The following is a 17,680-nucleotide window of genomic DNA, read 5'->3' on the forward strand; positions in this document are numbered from 1 at the left end:
ATTACCACCTGTCCGTAATCGAGACCGACGGCGTTGACGGTGCGGAAGGAACACGGTCAGGCGCGTATTGACGCCGGTCGCCGCGGTTAATGTAGTAGATGTTCGACGAAGAATAGAGGATATGCTCACCGTCGAGAATCTGGGTGGTGATGATGACTTCTTCTTCGCCAGTGTGCGTCCAGCTGCCGCTGGTGACGTCAGCGGCTATGGCGGCGGGGATCAGGCCCAGGGCAGGTTCAGCCCACTGATTAAGCGGGATGGCGGCCACTGCAATACCACCTGCCAGCGCAGTGAATGCACCAACCGGCGGGCGAACGAAGTCCCGGTCACGGTGTTCGACTACTTCAACGCCAATATGAATTTCGGCGCTGTTAGGTTGCGGTTGGGTGGTAAGATTGGCACCGCGTGAGACTAGCTCACTGGTCAGTAATGTGCGAAAACCGCGGCCAAATTCCCCGCCGCTGTAGGCATGGGGTGTGTCTTGAGATGCTTCAGCTATGTGCAAATCTCGGAAGCGAACGCGCTCACGCTGGAGGATCTGAGTGGCCTCGTGGCGGGCCAATACATTCCAATGATGGGCAGCCTGCATGCGTTGCTGTTCGCTGTACGGATAGGTAGTGGCGATTGGGGCTTGCGAGGTATTCGCGTAGAAACAACCGCTTAGCGCAAGACTCGCCATGCCGATGGCCAGCGGATGTAGCGCCAATGAGGATAAATCGATAAAACGGATGCGCACCGGATGGTTCCTTCTCGCTACGAAACGGCTTTTTGATAGACTAGGCGGCGTTTGATCAACAGCGCGCCAACCTCAGCTGAGCAGACAGCGGTTCAGCGTCTTTAATAACACAGGGTTTGTGCTTTCAGGCACGCATTAAAACCGATAACCGTAGGGTTAGCGTGACATATTGCATTAGATCGGCCACGGGGTTAAAAACTTGAATGAGTAATCACACGGATGCTTGAAGATCACCGCAGCGGACCTCGCCACGATTCGCTTATGTCCCCGTACCGCGAAGACGACAGCGGTAGTGTGTGGATGGTGAGCTACATCGATATCATGACGCTTCTGGTAGCGCTGTTTGTAATCATTATCGCGGCGGCTGATGCCACGAGTCCGGCTTGGTTTGCGTCTGAAACACCTCCTGACCCCGTTTTTCAGTCGCCTGCGCCGCCGCTTGAAGTCCCATTGCCCGAACCGTTGGCGAATGCGCGGGATGAGCGACTTAACCAAGCGACTTGGCTGGGGGGGCCATTGCTGGCCAGTACGATAACGGCCGCTCAAGGGGTGGCCGGACGCCCACCGCGCACAACGAGAGGTGTCCCCCCGTTGCTCGCTATGCCTGACGATATATTAGAACCGTTAGCAGCGTTGCCTGAACCGCGTTTGCCGATGCCCCTGGCCCCTGTTGAGCAACCACCGTTGCCGTTTCCTCTGGTCAATTACATGGTGGTGCTGACGGATAAGCCGCCTAGTAATGTCGAAGAAATCAGCAACGATGCCGTTGATGGCGCCTTATCACTCAACGAACAACTTGACCGTTCAACATATTTACCCGACTTAGAAGGGGTGGAAGTATCCCGAGTTGAAGAGGGTATTAGTCTGCGGGTGCAAGACCAACTGCTGTTTCCTTCCGCAGATGCGGGGTTAACCGATGACGGTAGCGACTTGATCGGCACATTGCTCGATACTATTCAGCGTTACGATGGGGAAGTGTGGGTTGAAGGGCATACCGATAGTCAAACCATTGACACACCCGAATATTCGTCCAACTGGGCGTTATCCAGCGCCCGGGCCATTGCCATTGTGGAAGCGTTGGAAGCTTCAGGGGTGGCAACAGAGCGCCTGCGTGCCGTTGGACTGGCGGCTACTCAACCGTTGGCAGATAACGACACCTCCGAAGGACGAGGGCGTAACCGCCGAGTCGAAGTGGTAATACACGTGGAATAAATGCTGATTTTTCAATTTACTTTCCCTGTCATCGCCAGCGCATAAAAAAGCCCGCCGGGGGAGGCGGGCATAAAGGGCTTGGCTCACTGCAGCTCACTGGCAAAGGGGGGGGGTGTACATGGTTGCCAGTGAGTACAACTCCAGTATAGCTATTTATAAGGCTCTGCCAAGGGTTGTCTTGGTTTTTTTGTAATTGATTGTAAAACCATGTTGGTGCCTTAAAGGTGCAGTTCTGATGAGTTTGTATCGTGATATTGCACTATAAAAGTGCATGGAGAGTTTGGCGTTACGTCAACTCCCTAGCAGCATCCGCCAGCGCTGCGACTCCTTATATTGATATCAATGCGTTACCAGCATTGGCACGTATCGTGCTAAGCAAGAGATACGCTGTTATCGCCTTCTTTATTTAGTGCGATAACGAGCGACCACCGCTTAGCAGTAGAGAGGCTGTGCCATGCTTGAACACGCCAGCGCTTCAGCGCCCCCCGATAATAGAGCGCATGATATAGGCCCACCTCGCCTTGTGGTGACCGACCTAGATGGCTCCCTGCTTGACCACCACAGCTACGACGCCACCCCTGCAAAGGCATGGCTTGCCCAGTTAAAACAAGCGAAAGTGCCCGTCATCCCCGTTACCAGTAAGACTCGTGCTGAGTTACTTCCCTTGCGTGAGGCCCTGGGGCTAACCGCAACACCCTTTATTGCCGAGAATGGCGCCGTAATCGGTCTTCCTCCTGGCTGGTGCCATGCTCGTCTGGACCGACCAGGAAACGGACGTGACGGGATGGTGATTAAACAGCCCAGCGTTGATATAGGCTTTATTCGCGCCCGACTGCGCGTCTGGCGTAAGCGACTTGGGGTGCGCTTTACCCCCATGAGTGAGTTAACCCTTGACGACCTAATTGGACTGACCGGCCTTGATGCAACACAGGCGAAATTAGCCCGCCAGCGTGAGGGAAGCGAGCCGCTACTTTGGCACGACGACGACACAGCGCTTGAGACATTCCGCTGCGCGCTGGAGGGCGACGGCCTGCAACTTACCCAAGGCGGACGCTTTTGCCACGTCATGGGTAGCGCATCCGATAAGGGTAGCGCGGTCACATGGCTAATTGGACGCTTTCGAGCGCTACGTGGGCGTGACCCTCTTTCGCTTGGTTTGGGTGATGGCCCCAACGACGTATCAATGTTAAACGCCGTTGATCAGGCGGTGGTGATCCGAGGTCGTCATGACTTGGTGGTAGAGCCAAGCAATCCTCATCTTTACCGGACGCAGGCCACTGGCCCCGAGGGCTGGGTTGAAGGGGTGTCCCACTGGTGGGGCGATGCGCTTAGCCCTGCCAATCCGCGTGATGCAAAGGAGGCAAACGCATGAGTGATTTTCATCAAAACGGTGTGATTACCGATTTTCATAACCTGACGCGTCGCCCGGTTGAGGCGTTGGAAAAGGAGTTATGTCAGTTTGCCCGGCGCCGCCCGATGGGGTTGATTCTGCCCTCGTTATTTTCAGAGCTTGAAGGCCCGGCGCTTTCGGCCATTGTCGATGAGCTGGTTAAGGTGCCTTATCTCGGTGAGATCGTGATTGGCCTGGATCGGGCCGACCGTGAGCAGTTTTTATATGCGCGGGAGTTCTTCTCACGCTTGCCTCAGCACACACGTATTTTATGGAACGATGGGCCTCGCTTACGCGCGTTGGATGCAGAGCTGGAACAGCACGGGTTAGGTTCGCTCGAACCAGGGAAAGGCCGCAATGTATGGTATTGCGCAGGCTATATACTGGCCTCTGGTCGTTCATCGGTTGTTGGGCTGCACGACTGCGATATTTTGACTTATGACCGAGGCCTGTTGGCGCGCTTGATGTACCCGGTTGCCCACCCGCGCTTTAACTACAGCTTCTGTAAGGGCTATTACCCGCGCATTGCCGAAGGAAAGCTCAACGGACGCGTCTCGCGCCTGATGGTAACGCCATTATTACGAGCGCTTAAAACCGTATGTGGTCCCTTACCTTACCTCGACTATTTGGATAGCTTCCGCTATCCGCTTTCGGGCGAATTTGCTATGCGCAGCGACGTTTTAGAGGGGATTCGTATTCCAGCGGATTGGGGGCTTGAGATTGGCGTTCTCTCTGAACTTCAGCGAAACTACTCACCGCGCCAGCTTTGCCAAGTCGACATTGCCGATGCCTACGACCATAAGCACCAGCCGGTCAGCGAAGAGAACCCCGATGCCGGACTGAATCGGATGAGCTTGGATATCGCCAAAGCGCTATATCGCAAACTGGCCACCCAGGGGATTACGTTCAGCAGTGAAGATTTCCGCACACTTAAGGCAACCTATTACCGGCTGGCGTTGGACTTGATCGAGGCCTACGATCACGATGCCACCATGAACGGTTTGAGTCTTGATCGTCACAGCGAAGAGCAGGCCGTTGAGTTATTCGCTAGCAATCTGTTGGAAGCAGGTAATTTGTTTCTGGATAACCCCCGCGAACGGCCCTTTATTCCCAGTTGGAACCGCGTACAGGCAGCCGTCCCTGACCTGCTCATGCGCATGCACGAAGCCGTGGAGCTGGATAATCAGGGCGATGTTTAAGTTGCTTTGATTCGGATAGGGGAGGGCTAGCTGGGCGTATCATGGGTGATGCGCCCAGCCAGACTGAAGGTTAGTGATTAACCCTGATGAGAGGAAGGCAGGGCCTGGGTTGAAGAGGCTTGAGATCCGGCAATTTGGAAATGTGCAACCCGCTGGCGTAATTCAAAGCTGAGGTCTGCTAAACGTTGTGTTGCCCCGGTACTTTGTTGTACCAGCCCGGCATTTTGCTGAGTCATTTGATCCATCTGAGTGACAGCTTGGTTGACCTGCTCAATGCCATAGCTTTGTTCCTTGGTAGCCGCTGAGATTTCTTTCACTAACGTATTAAGCTGCTTAATGTTGTCGACGATACCGCTAATCACGCTGCCGGTGTCGCGTACTTGGCGACTTCCTTGCACGACCTGGGCGTCGGAGTTATCAATTAGCGTTTTAATTTCCTGTGCTGCCGCCGCCGAGCGGCTAGCCAATTGGCGGACTTCGCTGGCGACAACGGCAAAGCCACGCCCCTGTTCGCCTGCGCGTGCGGCCTCTACCGAGGCGTTAAGTGCCAATATATTGGTTTGAAATGCAATCGAATCGATTGTGGCGACGATACTGCTCATCTGTGTCGCGCTGTCGTTAATCGTCGACATGGTATCAATCACCGATGTCATCGCCTCGCTACCCTTTTGCGCACTGTCGGTGGTTTTGCTTGCCAACTGGCTTGCATGATCAGCGTGCTCAGCGTTTTGTTTTACCGTAGCCGTTAGCTGTTCCATGCTGGAGGCGGTCTCGGCGAGCGAAGCAGCTTGCTGCTCGGTACGTGTGGATAACTCTTCGTTAACTCCGACGATCTGTTCGACCGAGGTATTCACGTTATCCGCACTGTGGTGAATGCTACCAATGGTTGCTGATAACGTCTCGCGCATGCGGTCAATATCAAACAGCAGGCTTTGCTGGTCGCGGGCGGAAAGGTTTGTCGTGCGCGTTAAGTCGCCATCGGCGATATGACGTACCACGCTTGCGGCATAGCGCGGGTCGCCTCCCAAGCGGCGTGATACATCACGAATCACCCAGCCCATTAATAAGGTGACGGGGACTCCGATGATCAACAAGATGACACCTGAGCGGATCAGGCTCGATACAAAAGCCGTATTAATGTCATCGACATACACACCAGAAGCCAGCGACCATTCCCATTCGGGCAAGTGGCCAACGTAGCTTAGCTTGGGTACCTGCTCGTCACCGCCTAAACGGGTGGAATAGTATCCTACGTGACCGCCTCCTGACTGCGCCATTTCGAGTAGTTCGGCATACAGCAGTAGGCCACTGGAATCCTGGTAGTCGCTCATGTCTGTGCCGGAATCGCGGCTTGGGTGAGAGACGATTTTCAGATCGTTATCGAATGCAAAGATATATTCGCCGTCACCAAAGCGAACGCTGGCCATGTTGTCAATGGCGCGCTCCTGCGCTTCTTCGAGGCTTAACTCGCCTGCTTCTACTTTTGCCTGCAATGCCTCAATTTGGCTATGCACACTTTCAATAACGTATTGCAGGCTATCCCGCCGTTCATTCTCAATGGTTTGCCGATTTTCCCACGAGAGCCAGCCCACCAGTAACAGCATGGCGACCAAGATGATGGCTAACGTACCCCACAGTTTTTGTGTCGTTGTCAAACGTGTCATAAGGCTTTCCGGTAGTGTCGATTGTGTGTTTTTGAATTGATAGAACCAGCCGCTTAGGGTTATCGGCCTGATTGGATAAACCTTAATGATGTGACCGCTCATCTTGTCCTGTTTTTACGATTGGCACATTTTATGCATTTTCTCTAATTGAAATGGCTTAGGCAGGGAACGCCTCAAGCATTAACGGCGTAAGCCTTGATATATAAAAAAATTAGGAAAAATTAGGGGTTCTCCATGCAAGATGCCTATTCCATAGCATCCCAGCCGCTTGAGCTGTCGGATGACGAAGTGCTGATTTCCCGATCGGACTTGGAGGGAAATATTACCTATGCCAACCAAGCGCTTATTGATGTTAGTGGGTATTCGCTTAACGACATGATTGGCGCGCCGCACCGACTGTTTCGCCACCCGGATATGCCTAGCGAAGTGTTCAAAAATTTATGGACAACGCTGGAGCGCGGACGTACGTGGCAGGGTGTAATCAAAAACCGCTGCCAAAACGGACGAGGTTACTGGGTACATACCACTATTGCCCCCTTGCTAGACGGTAAGAGAGTAGTGGGGTACACCTCAATTCGTCGAAAGGCGACCGACGCCGCCATTGCCAAGGCTGAGAAAGTTTATGCGCGAATGCAAACAGGTCGTATGCGAGGCTTTACGCTGCATGATGGTGCAATAAAACGCTCGGGAGTTATCGGATGGGGGCAGCGTTTTAGTTTCCGTAGTATGCAAGCTAAGCTTATCGGGATGGTGTTAGCGGCGGTTGTGTTACTGGTGATAGGTGGTATCGCCGGGGTGTATGGGGTGACCAGCTCTGCAGATCGGTTACGTACGCTCAACCAGACCGGCCTTGAGGGCATCGCGGATTTACAGCGCGTTGAGCAACGCGTTAGCCAGGCGATTCAAGCGTTGGAGCCTGCCGTGAGCAATCCTAGACGGTCGGACTTAGATACACTGGAAACACAGCTAGCCGATAATCGGCGTGACATTGAAGACGTGTTACAGCGTGTTGACGCCAGCGCGGAGGAAAACGAAGTCGAACAAGCGTTAGTTACTTATCTTACGCAATTTATGGATGCGGTCGACACGACCTTCTCGGCAATTCGCGATGCTAACGGGTTTGCCGCATTTGAGGCCTTTAACGATAACGTACAGCCTACCTCTGAACGCATCAGTAGTACTGTCAATCAACTCGTGGCGCAAGAGCGAGAGGCTGCCCAGGCGCTAATGGCAAGCGCTGAACGTCAGCAGAATACGTTGCTGTATACGCAACTTGGCGTATTGCTGCTGGGTATTGTGATTTTGGTTACCTTAAGCACAGCGGTGCTGCGCTCGCTGATTAAATCGTTGAACGAGGCTCGGCGTGTAACCTTTCAAATTGCTGCTGGCAATTTGGCCAATCGCGTAACGCTTAAGCGTAAAGACGAACTCGGCGAGCTTTTGGGGTCGCTTGAAACCATGCGCGCAAGCCTTTCGGGTTTGATTACCGATGTCGGCGCCAAAGTCGAGGTTGTTACCCCCGCTTCCCAGCAGATTTATCAGGAAAATGAGGCGTTGGCCACGCGAACTGAACAGCAGGCATCGTCGCTTCAGCAGACCGCATCCAGTATGGATGAACTGACCGCGACGGTTCAGCAAAACACTGAAAACGCCCGTCAAGCGAACCAACTTGCCACGCAGAATGCTGCCACTAGCCGGGAGACCGGTGAGCGCATGGAGGCACTGGTTTCGCGTATGGAGCGGATCGCCAGCAGTGCCGAGAAAATGACCGATATTATTGGCGTGATCGATGGTATTGCGTTTCAAACCAATATATTAGCGCTTAACGCGTCGGTAGAGGCGGCTCGCGCGGGCGAACAGGGGCGCGGCTTTGCCGTGGTCGCCAATGAGGTGCGCAGTCTGGCCGGGCGAAGCGCAGATGCCGCGGGCGAAATCCGGCGTTTAATTGAGGCCTCTTCTCAAGAAATTAGCGGTGGAACCTCAGCGGTTAAAGACGCAGAACAGGCGATTGAGCGTGTGGTGACACAGGTAATGAAAGTCAGTGATATTATGGCCGAAATCAACACCGCTTCGGATGAGCAAAGTAGCGGTATTGCCCAAATCAATTCGGCCGTGGCCGAGATGGATCACGTAACCCAGCAGAATGCCACGCGGGTGCAGTCGGTTTCCAGTGCGGCCCAACAGCTTACTCGTCAGGCCTCGGAGCTGGCTAACGTGATTGCTGCTTTCCGATTAGAGGGCGCGAATGAGGAAAACACGCAGTCTGCACGCGGCCGCCTGGCAGGCACACAATTGAGTGAGGGGGTGCCTCCGCTGGCGTCATCATCGTTGGCTATGCTCCAGCGAGCTGAGGCTGCTGAGCATGATCAAGATGCAAAGGTAGCGTTTTAACGCAAAAACCCTGAGGCGGCAGGGTGGGCGCCTCAGGGTTGGTGCAGTCGCCTAGTTGGCGCTTTGTTTATCAAGCGCCTTGTCAGCTGGCACGTGCGTGCGTTAGCGTATCAAATGCACTTCGCGGTAGGGATTCACTGATTTGGCAATGTAAACAGCGCACGACAGCGCTATGCTTGCCGGTGCCTTCAAGGCGAAAGTGACTTAAAAACGCTGACGTGGGTGACTCAAAATTGCCGCAGTGGCGGCAAATGATGTCGACTCCGCGGACTTTGTAGCTGATGGTGATGTGCTGCACGCTGACCTCCTCCCCGTGGGTATGATCGGTCTAGCCGTGAACCGCTTCTCACTCAACCTGACAGTGGCAAGCGGCAGAATATTAACCATAGGCTATTGCAATGACATCGGTGAGCAAAAATATCATTTTTTTTCGGCTTTCATAGCCTAGGTTAGATAATCGGCTGGTTTTAAAGTGCATGGTGGACATCTAGCGCAACGGAAGCGCAACAGGGAAGACCAAGCAGGACGCTTGATGGACTCATGGAGGCACGAACAGGACGTTCGTGAAGAATGTTCAAGGAAGACCTGATGAAACCCCGGCCAGTGACGGCCGGGGTTTTTTTATGTGCCCGTTAAGAAGCGGCTGGCTTATCGGTAGCCTCGGCCTCGTCGTCAGGCTTCTCGCTGCCCTGGTGGCCAAGCGGCTGGGCTTGATCAAGACGCGGATGATTATCCAGAAATTCGCGCTTAAGATCAGGCAGTTTGTCCAGTGCTTGGAGCGTGTGCGTCAACGCATGAATGGCGGCCAGCACGTCTTGAGTGTTGCCGGTTTCCGAAATCGTATGCATGTTGCGGATCGGAAAGCCGATGGAAGTAGCCGCGCTGTCCACTGAGGCGAGCACCCCGGCCATACCGTCGGTACCCGTATCGACGCCCACCATATCCCGCTGCATGGGAATCTCGTTGGCCTTGGCTGCCTGGGCAATCACACGGTTCAGCTGTTCGCTGGCAATCGAGCCGACGGCCATGGTGAAGCCTTTGCCCATTTCCAGCGGCTGCATGCGTTTATCGCCAATGCCGGGTGCCGCCACGTAGTCGTGATTCACATCCACACCGATCAATGCGTCGGGCTTCAGCTCGCCGGCCATCACGCGGCTGCCGAAACGGCCGATTTCTTCGTAGCTGGCAATGGCAAACAGCACGCGCACCTGCTCGGTACCGCCGGCCTCGGCGATCAGCTTGGCAACCTCAGCGGCCACGAAACAGCCCAGGCCGTTATCCAGGTAGGCGCCGTAGAAGGTGTTGGGGCTGAAGCCAGGGCGGATAGGGCGATCAAAAATAATCGAATCGCCAGGCCGAACACCCAAGTTCAATACCTGCTGCTTCTTGTTCTCGCCGTGGATCTGCAGGTCCAGATAGATCTGTTCCTTCTTGATACCTTTGCTGCCGTCGCGCATGGCGGGATCGGAAAAGTGAATGGCGCCCAGCGCTTCCACGGTGCCGCCTTCAATGCAGCGGTAGCTGCCCGGGGCGTCCGGATCTTCGCTGAATAGCTTCACTTCATGGCCGATCAGGACGGTGGGCAGGAAGGAGTCGGTATTGATCCAGATCTTGCCGTCATCGCCGATAGAGCGCACCTGCATGCGAATTTTATCCGCATGGCCGATGATCATGACCTTGAACATGTCGTCGCGGCCTGGATGCGTATCGAGCACAACCCCCGCGTTACCGCGGAACTGGTGAAGCTGCCAGTCGCTCGGGGCGAAGCTTTCAAAATAGGGTTTCAGCACGCCGTAGGTCATCGCGCCTTCCAACCCCACGGGGCTGGGGGCTGCCAAGATGTCGCGCATCAGTTTGAACTGCGCGTCGGGCATCGGTTGCGTCCAAGGGGGGGCGCTATCGCTCATAAGGCAATCTCCAGTCAGTGGGTGATGAACGATGCCTAGTTTGCCAGATTCCCACGCGGCGTGTAGAGCAAGTCGGGCGAAATCCCTTATTCGTGTTCATGAATCAGTTGACGTAGAGCGCTGGTTGCGGCGGAAGGAGGGTGGCGTCGGCTCAATACAATTCCCAGCTCACGGCGAATCGTCGGTTCGACCAGCGGGCGGTGCTCAATGCCTTCAGTGGCAATTTGGCGAAAACTGAGTGAGGGCAGCACGCTAATGCCCAACCCCGCTGCCACCATGCGGCCAACCGTGGCGATCTGGCGGGCATCACATAAGATATCCAGCCGCGCCCCAATGCTTTGCATAATACGGTCAATATCCTGGCGTGAGCTGGAAAGGCGGTTAATGCCGATAAACGGATAGGCCGCCAATTGGCTCCAGGCAACGGCTGGTTGCGCCAGTAGCGGGTGTCCGTAGGGGCAAACGGCCACATAGTTATCTTCGAGAACGGGTTCAAATGTGAGGTCGTCTGTGTCGCCTGGTGGTACCGAAAGCCCTAAATCTGCACGGCCTTCGCGTACCATCTGATTGATCTGCTCGGCTAACACATCGTGCAGGCTGAGATTTATGCGTGGATAGGACTCGTGAAAACGCTTAATAACCCTTGGGAATAATCCTGCTGCCAGGGTGGGCAAAGCGGCCACTGTCACCTTGCCGCGCTGTTTTGAAAACTGGTCGTTAAGATCCTCAAAGGCTTCGTTCCAATCATTCAATAGCCTCACCGCAACTGGCAGAAACGCTTCCCCTTCAGGGGTTAAGGCGAGTTGCCGGGTGGTTCGCGCAAATAGAGCCCCGCCTACATTCTCTTCTAATTTGCGCAGCGCAATGGAAATTGCCGGTTGGGAAAGATGTACTTGCTCGCTGGCTTCCGCAAGGCTGCGAGAGTGGGCGACGGCAATAAAAACACGAAGCTGCTGGATGCTTGGATTCATTTATAAAGTAAAACATAAATTAAAAACTATTCAATATACAAAATTAAATCAGCAGACCATGCTTGTTTTATCGCATGCACATGCATAGCGATTCCCATTTTTTATAAAAACAATAGCTCGTTTAGCGAGCTTCGGAGACACGATGAAAACGCTACTTACCACGATGGTGGCGAGCGCCGCTTTGCTAGCCGGTTCCGCCGTCCATGCCGATGAGCGTCTGCTGATTGGTTCTACTTCTAGCTCTTCAAGCCACTACAGTTACTTTGTTGCAGTTAATCAGATCATCAATAACCAATTGGATGGGGTGAGTTCTTCGGTGGCAGAAACCGGCGCTACAGTGGATAACCTGCGTCGTTTAGGTCGTGACCAGATCGACATGGGGTTGGTGACTACCAATACCGGGTATCAGGCCTACGCTGGCGAAGGGGACTTTGAAGGCCGCCCGGTCGATAATCGCCTGCTGTGGGTGTACACCGTGGCACCACAGAATGCCGTGATGCGTCAGGATGCAGAGGTGGAAACGTTCGCTGACTTAGACGGCGTCCGTTTTAATCCCGGGATCACGGGGTCAGCTACTGAGAAAACTACCGAAGCAGTGATGCGCACGCTAGGTATTGAGCCGGATTACGTGCGGGGTTCCACAACCGATATTGTCGACGCCATGAAGGATGATCGGGTCAAAGGTTCAGTAAAATCAGGTGTGGGTGAAAAACTGGACGGCTCTACTATGGATATCGCCACCTTTACCCCCATCAGCGTATTGTCCCTTAACGAGGACGAAGCACAAACATTACGTAGCGAGATGCCTGATATAGCCATCGTCGACGTGCCAGAGGGTGCCGGTGAGGATATTCCTGCCTATACCACATGGGCTTTTGGCGTCGCTGTGCATGCAGACCCAGATATGGATGAAGAGACGGCTTATCAAATCGTTAAAGCGGTGATGGAAAACCCTGAGCCTCAAGTCAATGCTTTCTCGGCAATGCGTGATGTGGATATGGCGGAGATGACCCTAGAGGTTGGCACCGTCCCGCTACACCCCGGTGCTGCTCGCTATTTTGAAGAGCAGGGGCATGACATCCCCGATTCCTTACAGCCTGAACAGTAAGGCTAACCGGAGGCAATGATCATGCGCGAGACAGTCACCAAAGGCCTGGCGCTTTTGTTAGGTGGACTAATTCTTTATACCTCCGCCACTGGACCGTTTGAAAGCTTGATTCAGCGGAGTATCTTTCTCGCGCTGGTTATCCTGCTGGGGCTTGCGGTTTACCCATTAGGTGAAGGCAAACGCTGGCGCCCGCTTGGCGTTGCTATCGATATCGTATTGGCCATTGGTGTTGTGCTGGCCTGTGGCTATGTGACGCTGAATTACGAACAAATTCTGGTTGAGCTACCCTGGGCCACGCCCCGGGATATGTTACTTACCGGCATACTTCTGGTGGCTATTTTAGAGCTTTCCCGGCGCGCCATAGGGGGTATCTTTCCCCTACTGGTCTTGTTGGGACTGGCCTACGCATGGTTGGGCGCTGTCATTCCCGGTCCACTGGGCCACCGAGGCTTTGACCCTTATTACATGACTGAGACCATCTTCCTCGGCGATTTAGGCGTATGGGGCATGCTAGTGGGTGTCGCCGCGACGACGATTGCAGCTTTTGTGCTGTTCGGTTGTTTGCTGCTGCATACCGGGGGAGGCAAGACCTTTATGGACCTGGCGCTGCGCATTAGTGGTCGTTCGCCGGGTGGTGCTGCCAAAGTAGCCACCGTAGCCTCTGGTCTATTTGGGATGGTGAGCGGTAGCGCGGTGGCCAATGTGGCCACCACGGGTAACTTCACGATACCCATGATGAAGCGTTTGAACTATCCCCGGCCATTCGCGGCCGGGGTGGAAGCCGTGGCTTCTACTGGCGGTCAAATCGCGCCGCCGATTTTAGGCGCGGCGGCGTTTATTATGGCGGAAATTCTAGGCGAAAGTTATCTGCGTATTGCGCTAGCGGCTTTACTGCCAGCGATTCTTTTCTATCTTGGCGTCTTCGCCACTATTCACCTGGTCGCCAAGCGCCGCCAGCTCCAAGTAGTGCCTGATGATGAGTTGCCTGCTTGGTCTGAGGTGATACGCCCAGAGCGCATTATTCCCATTTTGGCCGCGCTGGGTGGGCTTTTCTACGGCGTGCTCAGCGGCCGTTCGATTCAGATGTCAGCGTTCTACGGCATCTTAATGACCGTGCTGACGTTTGTGCCTTTTGCGCTAATAGCCAAGATGCCGCTGCGCGAAATTGTCGGCAAGTTAGTAGCAGGCTTGGTGGATGCAGGCAAAGGCATGGTGATTATCGGCGTGCTGCTGGCTGGCGCGCAGATTCTGGTCGCGATGATCGGTATGACCGGTATCGGCGTTACGCTGGCGAGCCTTATTGTGACGGTGGGAGGAGAGTCGCTGTTCCTGGTAGCCCTGATCGTCGGCGGTGTGTGTCTGATTTTAGGCATGGGGATTCCCACCACGGCAGCGTATGTGCTGGTGGCGTCCGTATTAGCCCCTGCGCTCACAGAGATTGGGGTTGAGCCACTGATTGCCCATCTATTCGTATTCTACTTCGCTACGCTCTCGGTGATTACGCCTCCCGTTTGCATTGCGGTCTTTGTGGCCTCAGGTATTGCCGACACTAATTGGCTACCAGCGGCTATTGAATCGGTACGCCTAGCAGCAGCTATCTATGTGATTCCTTTCTTGCTGCTGATTTACCCAGCGCTGGCAGGGTTTGGCTCTGGTTGGGAGATTGCGCTAGCCAGTTGTCAGGGTGTGGTGTTTGTGATTGCGTTTGCCGCCCTCATGTCCCGGGTGGCCATGACGGGTAAACGGTTGGTTGATGTCGTAGCGCTGGTAGCCGTCATTGGCCTTGCGCTCACACCTGGCTGGCTTTCTACGTTCGCTGCGCTTGCGTTAATCGTGGGTCTTTTCATTCGTCGGCGTGCACTGCTGGATAATGAGCCTGCGCCTGTCTCCAGTGACCGTCACATTCTTCAGGCCAAGGAGACGCACCTATGAGTTTTTTATTAGGCAGCGGCGCAGGCTTTTCTGGTGATCGTACCGATGCTGCCGTCGCGGTAGTTGCCGAATTAATCAAGCGCCAGCAACCCTCCGCCTTAGTGTTTGAAACCTTGGGTGAACGTACGCTAGCGGCGGCTCATCGAGCCATGCGCGACGATCCGGAAAGCGGTTTTGAGCCGCTACTAGATGAACTGCTGGCGCCGGTGCTACGCGACTGCCTGGATCACAAGATTAAAATTCTAGGCAACTTTGGCGCGGCGAACCCTAGCGGCGCTTGTCAGGTGATTACTGATTTGGCCATTCAGCTTGGCCGGGGTGATATTCGTATTGCTCAGGTACATGGTGACGATATTCGTCAGCAGCTTCATGCGCTGGATTTACAGCGCTGGGAAGCTGAGCGCCTTGATATACCCGGTGATGACGCCTTGATTTCAGCTAACGTTTATCTAGGCGCAAAGGCCTTGGCCGATGCATTAGCCATGCAAGCGGATGTGGTGGTTACCGGGCGGGTTGCTGATCCTGCGCTGTTTTTAGCTCCCTTAATGCATCACTTTGATTGGCGTTGGGACGATTGGGATCGCTTGGCCTGCGGCATGATGGCGGGCCACTTAGCCGAGTGTGGCGCACAGGTGAGCGGCGGCTATTTTGCCGATCCAGGCTTTAAAGACGTGGAAGGGCTCGCCACGGTGGGCTATCCGATTATCGAAGTAGAGCAGGATGGCAGCTTGATTATTACTAAGCCTAGTGGTTCAGGTGGCTGCGTCACTGATCGAACGGTGAAAGAACAACTTCTCTATGAGGTTCACGACCCCGCTAATTATCTGACACCGGATGTCACGGTGGATCTCTCCCAGGTTGAGGTTTGCCAACTGGGGGAAAACCGTGTTGCGGTAACGGGCATTCGTGGCAAGCCAGCCCCTGAGCGGCTGAAGACAACGGTGTGCTACGAAGGCGGCTGGCAGGGGGAGGCGGAGATTTCCTATGCAGGTCCAAACGCGCTAGCGCGAGCGCAGCTTGCCGCGCAGGTGCTTCGGGAGCGGTTGGTGTTTCGTGCGCCTGCTGAACTGCGTACTCGCCTGGATATTATTGGACTCGCTAGCGTATTTGATAGCGACAGCGGTGAACTGCAACGTAGCGCATTGCCTTCCACGAGCGGTGATTACCGGTTGCGACTAGCGGCTGAACATGGCGAACGGCGCTGGGTGGCGCGTGCGACTCAAGAGTTATTGGCGCTTTACTGCGCCGGACCTGCGGGCGGTGGTGGCGTGCGGCGCCAGTTTCAGCGCCGAGTATTTACCGCTTCCTATTTAGTCAAGCGTAGCGATATTCATGCCCATGCCAGCATATTTGAAACAAATGTAATAGGTACTACTGGGAGCGACCGCTATGTTGCAAGCTGAATACTCCCAAGCCAAGGGGCACTCGCAATCCTCGGTCACTCTGCACCAACTTGCCCACGCCCGAGCAGGGGACAAGGGGGAACGCCTTAATGTGGCGCTGTTTGCCTATGACCCAGATCACTATACCGCCTTACTGGAGCAAGTGACAGAGGAGCGAGTACTAGCTCTGTTTGCCCACCGTGGTGCCAGTCGGGTACGACGTTACCTCTTGCCTAGCTTGGCTGGCATGAACTTTGTCATTGATGACGTGCTGCAGGGCGGTGTCAACGGCGCGCTTAATTTAGATGGGCACGGCAAAACGCTGTCATTTTTGCTGCTGAGCCTGGAGGTTACTCTCTAGTTCAACCTATCACACACCCTCGACCTAGGTGGCCATGACGTGCTGTCCAGAACGCCGTACTATGTTCTTTAATGCATGTTCTTTAATGTATGTTTGCTAATGCATGCGTGCTAATGAATATAACGATAAATAACGGTGTTCAAGGAGCAGGCCGATGACCATCGCTTCGCTAGGCTCGCAGCGCTTTAAGGTGTTGCTGGCGGGCGTATTCAGTCAGTTGCTGTGTATCGGGGTGGCGCGTTTTGCCTATACGCCGCTACTGCCGGTCATGCAGCAGCAGAGCTGGATAGGCGACGCCGATGGCGGCTGGCTGGCGGCGCTGAACTATGCCGGTTATATGCTCGGCGCTCTGCTAGCAGCGACCGTGCGAAGCATCCATGTTAAAGATACCCTGTATCGGCTGTGTCTGGTGCTCGCTGTGCTGACCACGGCCGGCATGGCATTGACCGAGCATTTCTGGTTGTGGGCGGGGCTGCGCTTTTTGGCGGGTTTTTCAAGCAGCGGCGCGATGCTGCTGGCGTCGGGGCTGATCATGCACTGGCTGATTCAGCACCACCAGCGCGTTGAACTGGGCATTCATTTTGCCGGGTTGGGCCTGGGTATTGTGCTCGCCGCCGTGGCGGTGGAGGCGATGCTGGCGCTGTCGATGAACTGGCAGGCGCAGTGGTGGGGATTCAGCGTGCTTGCGGTGGGGCTGTTGGTGCCTGCCTGGCGCTGGCTGCCGCGACCAACGCCCGCCGTGCCCGGTGCCTCCGGGAGCGAAGCCGCTGCCACGCCGCCCACCCGGACCTTCATGCGCTGGATGCTTGCGGCCTATTTTTGCGCCGGCTATGGCTATGTAATCAGCGCCACCTTTATCGTCACGATTGTGGAGCGGGAGCCGCTGCTGGCCGGTGCCGGGAACTGGACCTTTGCGCTGGTGGGGCTGGCGGCAGCCCCAGCGGTGATGCTCTGGGATCTGGTCGCGCGTCGGATCGGCTATTTGAGTGCGTTGATTGTGGCCATGGGGCTGCAGGTCATCGGCATCGTCCTGCCGGCGGTGACCACGAGCCTGGCCGCCGTGTTATTCAGCGCGGTGCTTTACGGTGGCACCTTCCTTGGCTGTGTCAGTCTGGTGCTGACCATGGCGGGGCGGTTGTATCCCGCAAGCCCCGCACGGCTGATGGGTAAAATGACCCTGGCCTACGGTAGCGCGCAGATCATCGCCCCGGCGCTTACCGGCATGCTGGCTGAGGCGACCGGCCGCTATAGCGTCGGCCTCTGGCTGGCCGGTGGCTTTGTGGCCCTGGGGGCGCTGTTGCTCGCCTGGCTGCGGCGCGTCGACCAGACCGCTCAACGTCTCGATGCCGATGCCAAAGCGGCGGTTTACGCCACGTAACCGGCGAGAGCGTGTCAGGATTTTTTGGGCATTCGCGCCAAAATCCTCT

At 55.2% G+C, this 17,680-nt stretch carries 13 protein-coding genes; 9 read left to right on the forward strand and 4 right to left on the reverse strand.

Going from position 1 to position 17,680, the window contains the following annotated elements; all coding sequences use genetic code 11:
- Nucleotide 1: 1 nt before the first annotated feature.
- Entirely contained in the window at nucleotides 2–679 is a 678-nt protein-coding gene (locus CPH17_RS19150) for a hypothetical protein (RefSeq protein ID WP_074398451.1), read from the reverse strand.
- A 318-nt stretch (nucleotides 680–997) separates the two neighbouring features.
- On the opposite strand from CPH17_RS19150, the gene CPH17_RS19155 reads away from it, so the two are divergent.
- The 3 genes from CPH17_RS19155 (at nucleotide 998) to CPH17_RS19165 (ending at nucleotide 4,537) form a co-directional block, all read left to right on the forward strand.
- Nucleotides 998–1,948: an OmpA family protein gene (locus CPH17_RS19155; protein ID WP_331710476.1), complete on the forward strand. Its 951-nt coding sequence runs from the start codon at nucleotides 998–1,000 to the stop codon at nucleotides 1,946–1,948.
- A 454-nt stretch (nucleotides 1,949–2,402) separates the two neighbouring features.
- Nucleotides 2,403–3,320 (forward strand): HAD-IIB family hydrolase, encoded by a 918-nt coding sequence (locus CPH17_RS19160; RefSeq protein WP_074395816.1) that lies wholly within the window; start codon nucleotides 2,403–2,405, stop codon nucleotides 3,318–3,320.
- Nucleotides 3,317–4,537: a glycosyl transferase gene (locus CPH17_RS19165; protein ID WP_074395817.1), complete on the forward strand. Its 1,221-nt coding sequence runs from the start codon at nucleotides 3,317–3,319 to the stop codon at nucleotides 4,535–4,537. Before CPH17_RS19160 ends, CPH17_RS19165 begins: the two co-directional genes overlap by 4 nt.
- 77 nt (nucleotides 4,538–4,614) lie before the next feature.
- On the opposite strand, the gene CPH17_RS19170 is transcribed toward CPH17_RS19165, so the two are convergent.
- Nucleotides 4,615–6,201 (reverse strand): methyl-accepting chemotaxis protein, encoded by a 1,587-nt coding sequence (locus tag CPH17_RS19170; protein ID WP_074395818.1) that lies wholly within the window; start codon nucleotides 6,199–6,201, stop codon nucleotides 4,615–4,617.
- A 234-nt stretch (nucleotides 6,202–6,435) separates the two neighbouring features.
- Between CPH17_RS19170 and CPH17_RS19175 the strand changes: the two genes are divergently transcribed.
- Nucleotides 6,436–8,592 carry a methyl-accepting chemotaxis protein gene (locus CPH17_RS19175; RefSeq protein ID WP_096300819.1) on the forward strand — a complete coding sequence of 719 codons (2,157 nt, stop codon included), beginning with the start codon at nucleotides 6,436–6,438 and terminating at the stop codon, nucleotides 8,590–8,592.
- Nucleotides 8,593–9,224: 632 nt separating this feature from the next.
- On the opposite strand, the gene CPH17_RS19185 is transcribed toward CPH17_RS19175, so the two are convergent.
- Together CPH17_RS19185 and CPH17_RS19190 are read right to left on the reverse strand one after the other, a co-directional pair.
- Nucleotides 9,225–10,499: a M20/M25/M40 family metallo-hydrolase gene (locus tag CPH17_RS19185; protein WP_096300820.1), complete on the reverse strand. Its 1,275-nt coding sequence runs from the start codon at nucleotides 10,497–10,499 to the stop codon at nucleotides 9,225–9,227.
- Between the two features lie 86 nt (nucleotides 10,500–10,585).
- Nucleotides 10,586–11,470, reverse strand: a complete 885-nt coding sequence (locus CPH17_RS19190; protein WP_096300821.1) for a LysR family transcriptional regulator — start codon at nucleotides 11,468–11,470, stop codon at nucleotides 10,586–10,588.
- Nucleotides 11,471–11,612: 142 nt separating this feature from the next.
- On the opposite strand from CPH17_RS19190, the gene CPH17_RS19195 reads away from it, so the two are divergent.
- From CPH17_RS19195 to CPH17_RS19215, 5 genes are all read left to right on the forward strand, one after another.
- Nucleotides 11,613–12,578: a TAXI family TRAP transporter solute-binding subunit gene (locus tag CPH17_RS19195; protein WP_074395823.1), complete on the forward strand. Its 966-nt coding sequence runs from the start codon at nucleotides 11,613–11,615 to the stop codon at nucleotides 12,576–12,578.
- Between the two features lie 21 nt (nucleotides 12,579–12,599).
- Nucleotides 12,600–14,510, forward strand: a complete 1,911-nt coding sequence (locus CPH17_RS19200; protein ID WP_231896521.1) for a TRAP transporter permease — start codon at nucleotides 12,600–12,602, stop codon at nucleotides 14,508–14,510.
- Complete coding sequence (locus CPH17_RS19205; RefSeq protein ID WP_074395825.1) at nucleotides 14,507–15,913, forward strand: acyclic terpene utilization AtuA family protein; 1,407 nt, start codon at nucleotides 14,507–14,509, stop codon at nucleotides 15,911–15,913. The genes CPH17_RS19200 and CPH17_RS19205 overlap by 4 nt, the downstream gene beginning before the upstream one ends.
- Nucleotides 15,900–16,253: an AtuA-related protein gene (locus tag CPH17_RS19210; protein ID WP_074395826.1), complete on the forward strand. Its 354-nt coding sequence runs from the start codon at nucleotides 15,900–15,902 to the stop codon at nucleotides 16,251–16,253. The genes CPH17_RS19205 and CPH17_RS19210 overlap by 14 nt, the downstream gene beginning before the upstream one ends.
- A gap of 154 nt (nucleotides 16,254–16,407) precedes the next feature.
- Nucleotides 16,408–17,631: a YbfB/YjiJ family MFS transporter gene (locus CPH17_RS19215; RefSeq protein WP_096300822.1), complete on the forward strand. Its 1,224-nt coding sequence runs from the start codon at nucleotides 16,408–16,410 to the stop codon at nucleotides 17,629–17,631.
- Nucleotides 17,632–17,680: the final 49 nt, after the last annotated feature.

Source organism: Halomonas sp. hl-4 (assembly GCF_900215475.1).
Taxonomy (GTDB): domain Bacteria; phylum Pseudomonadota; class Gammaproteobacteria; order Pseudomonadales; family Halomonadaceae; genus Vreelandella.

What these genes read in the sequence shown, in the direction of transcription:
- CPH17_RS19150 (WP_074398451.1), bottom strand. Translation starts at nt 679, where the DNA reads ATGGCGAGTCTTGCGCTAAGCGGTTGTTTCTACGCGAATACCTCGCAA.
- CPH17_RS19165 (WP_074395817.1), top strand. Translation starts at nt 3,317, where the DNA reads ATGAGTGATTTTCATCAAAACGGTGTGATTACCGATTTTCATAACCTG.
- CPH17_RS19195 (WP_074395823.1), top strand. Translation starts at nt 11,613, where the DNA reads ATGAAAACGCTACTTACCACGATGGTGGCGAGCGCCGCTTTGCTAGCC.
- CPH17_RS19185 (WP_096300820.1), bottom strand. Translation starts at nt 10,499, where the DNA reads ATGAGCGATAGCGCCCCCCCTTGGACGCAACCGATGCCCGACGCGCAG.
- CPH17_RS19170 (WP_074395818.1), bottom strand. Translation starts at nt 6,201, where the DNA reads ATGACACGTTTGACAACGACACAAAAACTGTGGGGTACGTTAGCCATC.
- CPH17_RS19190 (WP_096300821.1), bottom strand. Translation starts at nt 11,470, where the DNA reads ATGAATCCAAGCATCCAGCAGCTTCGTGTTTTTATTGCCGTCGCCCAC.
- CPH17_RS19155 (WP_331710476.1), top strand. Translation starts at nt 998, where the DNA reads ATGTCCCCGTACCGCGAAGACGACAGCGGTAGTGTGTGGATGGTGAGC.
- CPH17_RS19175 (WP_096300819.1), top strand. Translation starts at nt 6,436, where the DNA reads ATGCAAGATGCCTATTCCATAGCATCCCAGCCGCTTGAGCTGTCGGAT.
- CPH17_RS19215 (WP_096300822.1), top strand. Translation starts at nt 16,408, where the DNA reads ATGACCATCGCTTCGCTAGGCTCGCAGCGCTTTAAGGTGTTGCTGGCG.
- CPH17_RS19210 (WP_074395826.1), top strand. Translation starts at nt 15,900, where the DNA reads ATGTTGCAAGCTGAATACTCCCAAGCCAAGGGGCACTCGCAATCCTCG.
- CPH17_RS19160 (WP_074395816.1), top strand. Translation starts at nt 2,403, where the DNA reads ATGCTTGAACACGCCAGCGCTTCAGCGCCCCCCGATAATAGAGCGCAT.
- CPH17_RS19205 (WP_074395825.1), top strand. Translation starts at nt 14,507, where the DNA reads ATGAGTTTTTTATTAGGCAGCGGCGCAGGCTTTTCTGGTGATCGTACC.
- CPH17_RS19200 (WP_231896521.1), top strand. Translation starts at nt 12,600, where the DNA reads ATGCGCGAGACAGTCACCAAAGGCCTGGCGCTTTTGTTAGGTGGACTA.